The sequence below is a fragment of the Frankia sp. AiPs1 genome (assembly GCF_023716945.1).
Lineage (GTDB): Bacteria > Actinomycetota > Actinomycetes > Frankiales > Frankiaceae > Frankia.
The window spans coordinates 1-5,090 of record NZ_JAMQQF010000442.1 but is presented as its reverse complement, the minus strand read 5'-3'; the positions used below and the strand labels follow the sequence as shown (position 1 = coordinate 5,090).

5 protein-coding genes are annotated in these 5,090 nt (G+C 75.5%); 4 read left to right on the top strand and 1 reads right to left on the bottom strand.

The window, feature by feature from the left end; genetic code table 11:
• Window positions 1–869 (top strand): acyl-CoA dehydrogenase family protein (locus ND748_RS24850; protein ID WP_251748413.1); only part of this gene is annotated, 869 nt, incomplete at its 5' end.
• A gap of 14 nt (window positions 870–883) precedes the next feature.
• On the opposite strand, the gene ND748_RS24845 is transcribed toward ND748_RS24850, so the two are convergent.
• Window positions 884–1,675, bottom strand: a complete 792-nt coding sequence (locus tag ND748_RS24845) for a FadR/GntR family transcriptional regulator (protein WP_251748411.1) — start codon at window positions 1,673–1,675, stop codon at window positions 884–886.
• Between the two features lie 359 nt (window positions 1,676–2,034).
• On the opposite strand from ND748_RS24845, the gene ND748_RS24840 reads away from it, so the two are divergent.
• From ND748_RS24840 to ND748_RS24830, 3 genes are all read left to right on the top strand, one after another.
• On the top strand, window positions 2,035–2,796 hold the full coding sequence (locus ND748_RS24840) for an SDR family oxidoreductase (RefSeq protein ID WP_251748410.1): 762 nt from the start codon (window positions 2,035–2,037) through the stop codon (window positions 2,794–2,796).
• The gene (locus ND748_RS24835) at window positions 2,793–3,701 is read left to right on the top strand and encodes a PaaI family thioesterase (protein ID WP_251748408.1); all 909 of its coding nucleotides are present in this window, start codon (window positions 2,793–2,795) and stop codon (window positions 3,699–3,701) included. Before ND748_RS24840 ends, ND748_RS24835 begins: the two co-directional genes overlap by 4 nt.
• A gap of 140 nt (window positions 3,702–3,841) precedes the next feature.
• The coding region (locus ND748_RS24830; RefSeq protein ID WP_251748407.1) for an NAD(P)/FAD-dependent oxidoreductase at window positions 3,842–5,090 on the top strand (1,249 nt) is incomplete at its 3' end.

The window sequence follows — 5,090 nt, the reverse complement described above, 5'->3', positions numbered from 1 at the left end:
CCACCGGCACCCTCGCCGCCCGCGAACCCGGCCGGGCCTGGGACGCCACCCCCACGACCACGGCCGAGCGCGCCGGGGACGGCTGGGCGCTGACCGGCGTCAAGGACTGGGTGCTCGACGGGCAGAGCGCCGGGCTGTTCGTCGTCACCGCCACCACCGCCACGGCCACCGCCGGGACCGCCGGGACCACCGCCGGGACGTCGCTGTTCCTCGTCGACGCCGGCGCGGCGGGCCTGTCGGTCGAGGCGCTGCCCGTCGTCGACCCGACCCGCCGGGTGACCCGGGTGACCCTCACCGCCACACCCGGGGTTCTGCTCGGCGCCGACGGCGCCGGGGCGCCGGGCCTGGCCCGGACCCTCGACGCGGCGGTGACCCTGCTCGCCGCCGAGCAGCTCGGCGTCGCCGAGGCGGCCCTGGCCGCGGCGGTGGACTACGCCAAGCAGCGCGAGCAGTTCGGCCGACCGATCGGCTCCTTCCAGGCGATCAAGCACAAGCTGGCGACCGTGCTGCTGGAGGTGGAGGCGGCCACGTCGGCGGTGATGTACGCGACGTGGACGGCCGACGAGGCCCCCGCCGAGCTGCCCGAGGTGGCCAGCATCGCCGGCCTGACCTGCTCGGAGACGGCCCTGCTCGCCGCCAGTGAGAACGTCCAGGTGCACGGCGGCATCGGCTTCACCTGGGAGCACTCCGCCCACCTGTACCTCAAGCGGGCCACGACCGACCGGCTGCTCCTGCGCGACCCGCAGCACCAGCTCGACCGCATCGCCGCGCTCGCCGGCATCACCGCACAGGCCCCCTCGCAGCCGGACCCCTCGCAGCCGGCCGGGGCCGCCGCACCGGACGTCCTCGCCGGATCCACGGAGAGGTGAGTCCGGCCGGGGGGTCAGCCGAACATGTCCAGCACGGTGGTGCCGTCGCCGCGTTCCAGGTAGTCCCGGCCGGCGACGAGGTGGCGGCGCCACAGCCGCTCGGCGCGTTCGGCGTCGCGGGCCTCGATGAGGTCCACGACCCGGGCATGCGCGGCCCGGCTGCGCGCCACCGCCGTGGCCAGGTCGGGCGAGCCGGCGTCCGACTGCACCCGCGACCGGTCGGCGAGCTCGACGATGTGCTCGATCATGCCCATGAGGACCCGCAGCGTCTGGTTGCCGGTCAGCTCGATCAGCAGCGGGTGGAACCGTTCGAGGCGACGCAGCGTCTCGAGCGGCGACTCGGCGGGTTCGGCCGGCTCGACCAGCGCGGCCCGCAGCCGGGCGATCTCCCCCGGCCCGCCGGCGCGGGCGAGGTGGGCGACGGCCTGCGGCTCGGCGACCTCGCGGACCTGCAGCACGTCGGCGAGCGCGGTGCCCTGGTGCTGGAGGATCAGGCCGGCGTAGCGGGCGGCGACGTCGACGTCCGGCGGGCGCACCCGCACCCCGCCGCCCGGCCCCATCCGCACCGTGATCAGCGATTCGCTCTCCAGCACCCGGAAGGCTTCGCGCAGCGTCGGGCGCGACACATGGAACTGCGCCATGAGCGCGCTTTCGGAGGGCAGCGCCGCGCCGGCGGCGAGCTCCCCGCGGACGATCTGCCGGCGCAGGTGCCCGGCGACGAGCTCGGCCGACTTCGGCAGGCGCACGCGCCGGTCCGCCCCCGGGCGCTCCTCGTGGGCCGCCCCGACGGGCTCGGCAACAGACATGTCCGCAGCTTCCTCACGACGACATTCGCGTCGCCGGCTGTACCGGCCCGCCCGACAACGAGTTCCTTCATACCTCATCCGGCGCGCGCCGCAGATCACCGCGCCACGCCGGCCGCCCAGGGTGACCATTCGCTTGACTGGCCGGAAGGTCAGCGCAAATGTGCCTCTGGGGCCCTCAGCGCCGGACCTCGACCGGCCGCGACCGGCCGCGACCGGCCAGAGCCCGCCCGCCGACCGCCGCCCTGCCACGTGACCCACCTGCTCTGCCCTGGCCGCAACAGCCGTAACCCCAACTGCTCGTGACCCCCAACTGCTCGTGACCCCACCTGCTCGTGATCCCAACTGCTAGGAGTGCGCCCGTGTCCGAAACCCCCACCCGCGTCGCGATCGTCACCGGAGCGGCCCGCGGCATCGGCGCCGCGATCGCTCAGCGGCTGTCCCACGACGGCCTGGCGGTCGCCGTGCTCGACCTGGAGGAGGCCGCCGCCAAGGGCACCGTCGAGGCGATCACCGCGGCCGGCGGTCGCGCCCTGGCCGTCGGCGCCGACGTCGCCGACCCCGAGCAGGTCACCGCGGCCGTCGCGGCCGTCACCGAGGGGCTCGGCGCGCCGACCGTCCTGATCAACAACGCCGGTATCACCCGGGACAACCTGCTGTTCAAGATGAGCGAGGCCGACTGGGACTCGGTGATCGGCGTGCACCTGCGCGGCGCGTTCCTGATGACCCGCGCGGTCCAGAAGCACATGGTCGACGCCGGCTGGGGCCGCATCGTCAACCTGTCGAGCACATCGGCGCTGGGTAACCGCGGCCAGCTCAACTACTCCACCGCCAAGGCCGGCCTGCAGGGCTTCACGAAGACGGCGGCGATCGAGCTCGGCAAGTTCGGCGTCACCGCGAACTGCATCGCGCCGGGCTTCATCGCCAGTGACATGACCCGGGCCACCGCCGCCCGCATGGGCAAGACCTGGGAGGAGTACGTCGCCGCCTCCTCCGGGGTGATCCCGGTCGGCCGCGTCGGCGAGGTCGACGACATCGCGCACACCGTGTCGTTCTTCGTCAGCGAGGGCGCCGGCTTCGTCTCCGGCCAGATCATCTACGTCGCCGGCGGGCCGAAGGCTTGACCACGACGACGGAACGGCCCGAGCCGCCCGGCGCCCGGGCCAGGGAGTACGCCGAGACCCGCTTCCGGGTGCTGCCCCCCGTGCACGGCGACGACGGCACCCGGGTGCGGATGCGGATCGGGCCGTGGCTGGCCGGGCCCGGCGGCGTCCCGACGGTCGGCTCGCTCGGCGTCGTGGTCGACGACGCGATCGGCTCGACGATCCTGCGGGCCCGCCTCGGCGACCGGCATTCGGTGACCTCCCAGCTCTCGCTGGAGGTCGTCGTCCCCCCGCCGTGGGCCGGCCCGGAGCTGACCGCGCACGCCACGCTGCTGGGCCGCGACGCCGTCGGCGGGCTCGCGGCCGCCACCGTGTACGACGGCGACGGCCGGGTGGTGGCCGTGGCGACCGGCCGCTGCCGCTACGTGCCGGCAGACATCCTGCCGCCGGGTGGTATGCGCCCGCCCCTGCCCCCCGCGGACCACACGTCCCTGTTCGACACACTCGATCTGGCGTCGGCGTCGGCGCCGGCGACGGCCGGAGCGATCCCCGAGCAGGCGCCACCGGCAGCCGAGCCGATGTCGGCGGCCGAGGCGATGTCAGCAGCCGGGACGGCGGGGGCCGAGGCGGGCGGGCCGGCGCTCGTCCTGCCGAGCGGTCCCGGGATGCAGAACCCGCACAACACCGTGCACGGCGGTGTGCTGCTGTGCGGTTCCGATCTCGCGGTGGCGCTGGCGGATCCGGACGGGCCGCCGCACACCACGTCGGTCCGGATCAGCTTCCTGCGGCCCGGCGACGGCAACCATCCGGTCACCTTCACGACCCGCGCGGTCCACCGCGGCCGTTCCCTGGCGGTGTACGAGGTCAGCGCGGGCGGCCCCGCCGGCCGTCCATACACGGTGGCGACGGTGATCCGAGAGCGCTGACCCGCCGCTGCCGTCTCGCACGGGCACGAGCCGGGGCCGCGGTCAGCGGTCAGCGGTCAGCGGTCAGCGGTCAGCGGTCAGCGGTCAGCGGTCAGCGGTCAGCGGTTGCCTACCATCCGTGACATCGCTACGTTCGGTGCATGCCGAGTGCCGCGGACCGGACCGGAGTCCTGATCGTCGGCGCCGGCCCGACCGGTCTGCTGCTCGCCGCCGAGCTGGTCCGACGCGGGGTGCGCACCCGGGTCGTGGAACGGGCGTCGGTCCGCCCCCCCGGCAGCCGCGCCCTCGCCGTCAGCAGCCGCACGCTGATGCTGCTCGACGACCTCGGTCTGGCCGCCAAGGCGGTGCGCCGCGGTCATCCGCTGCGCCAGGTCGAGGTGCACGACGTCCGCGGCCGACCCGACGCGGGCGGCAGCCGGCCCGGCGGGAGCGGACCCGGCGGGAGCGGACGGAGCGCGGGTCGGGGGGCGGGTCGAGGCGCGGGGACGGTCGTCCGGTTGCCCATCGGCCGGGTGCCGAGCCCCTTCCCGTTCACCCTGTCGCTGCCGCAGCCGCAGACCGAGGACCTGCTGCGCTCCCACGCCGCGCGGCTGGGGGTGCGGATCGACACCGGCGTCGAGTGCGCGGCGGTCCGGCAGGAGAGCGACCACGTCGTCGCGGAGCTGCGACTCGCCGACGGCTCGACGCACACCGTCCACGCCGACTGGCTGGTCGGCTGCGACGGCGCGCACAGTCAGGTCCGGCGTGCCGCCGGCATCGCCACGCACGGCTACGACCTGCCCGAGACCTTCGCCCTCGGCGACGTCGTGACCGACTGGGCCCGCGAGCGCGCGCACGGCCAGGTGACCTTCTCCCCCGCCGGCGTCGTCGCCGCCTTCCCGATGCCCGGCCCCCTGCACTGGCGCTTCATCGCCGACCTCCCCGACCTCCCCGACCTCGATGACCTCCCTGACTCGCACTCCGACGCCCCCGCCGACCACTCCGACGACCGGGCCGATCCCGACCTGGCGGAGCTGCAGGGGCTGCTCGACGCGCGGCTGCCCGACCCGCCGCGGCTGACCGAGACGATCTGGACCACCGCGTTCCGCGTCCACCAGCGCCGGGCGGAAAGTTTTCGCCGTGGGCGGGTGCTGCTCGCCGGCGACGCGGCGCACTCGCACAGTCCCGTCGGGGGGCAGGGCATGAACACCGGCCTGCAGGACGCCTACGCCCTGGGCTGGCGCCTCGCGCTGGTCGCCACCGGGCGCGCCGACGCGGCCCTGCTCGACACCTACGCCGCCGAGCGGGAGCCGGTCGCCGACCGGCTGCTGGCCGGCACGGCCCGGGCGACCCGCGTGATCACCGCCCAGCACCCGGTCGCCCGGCGGGCGCGCGGCCTCGCCCTGGGAC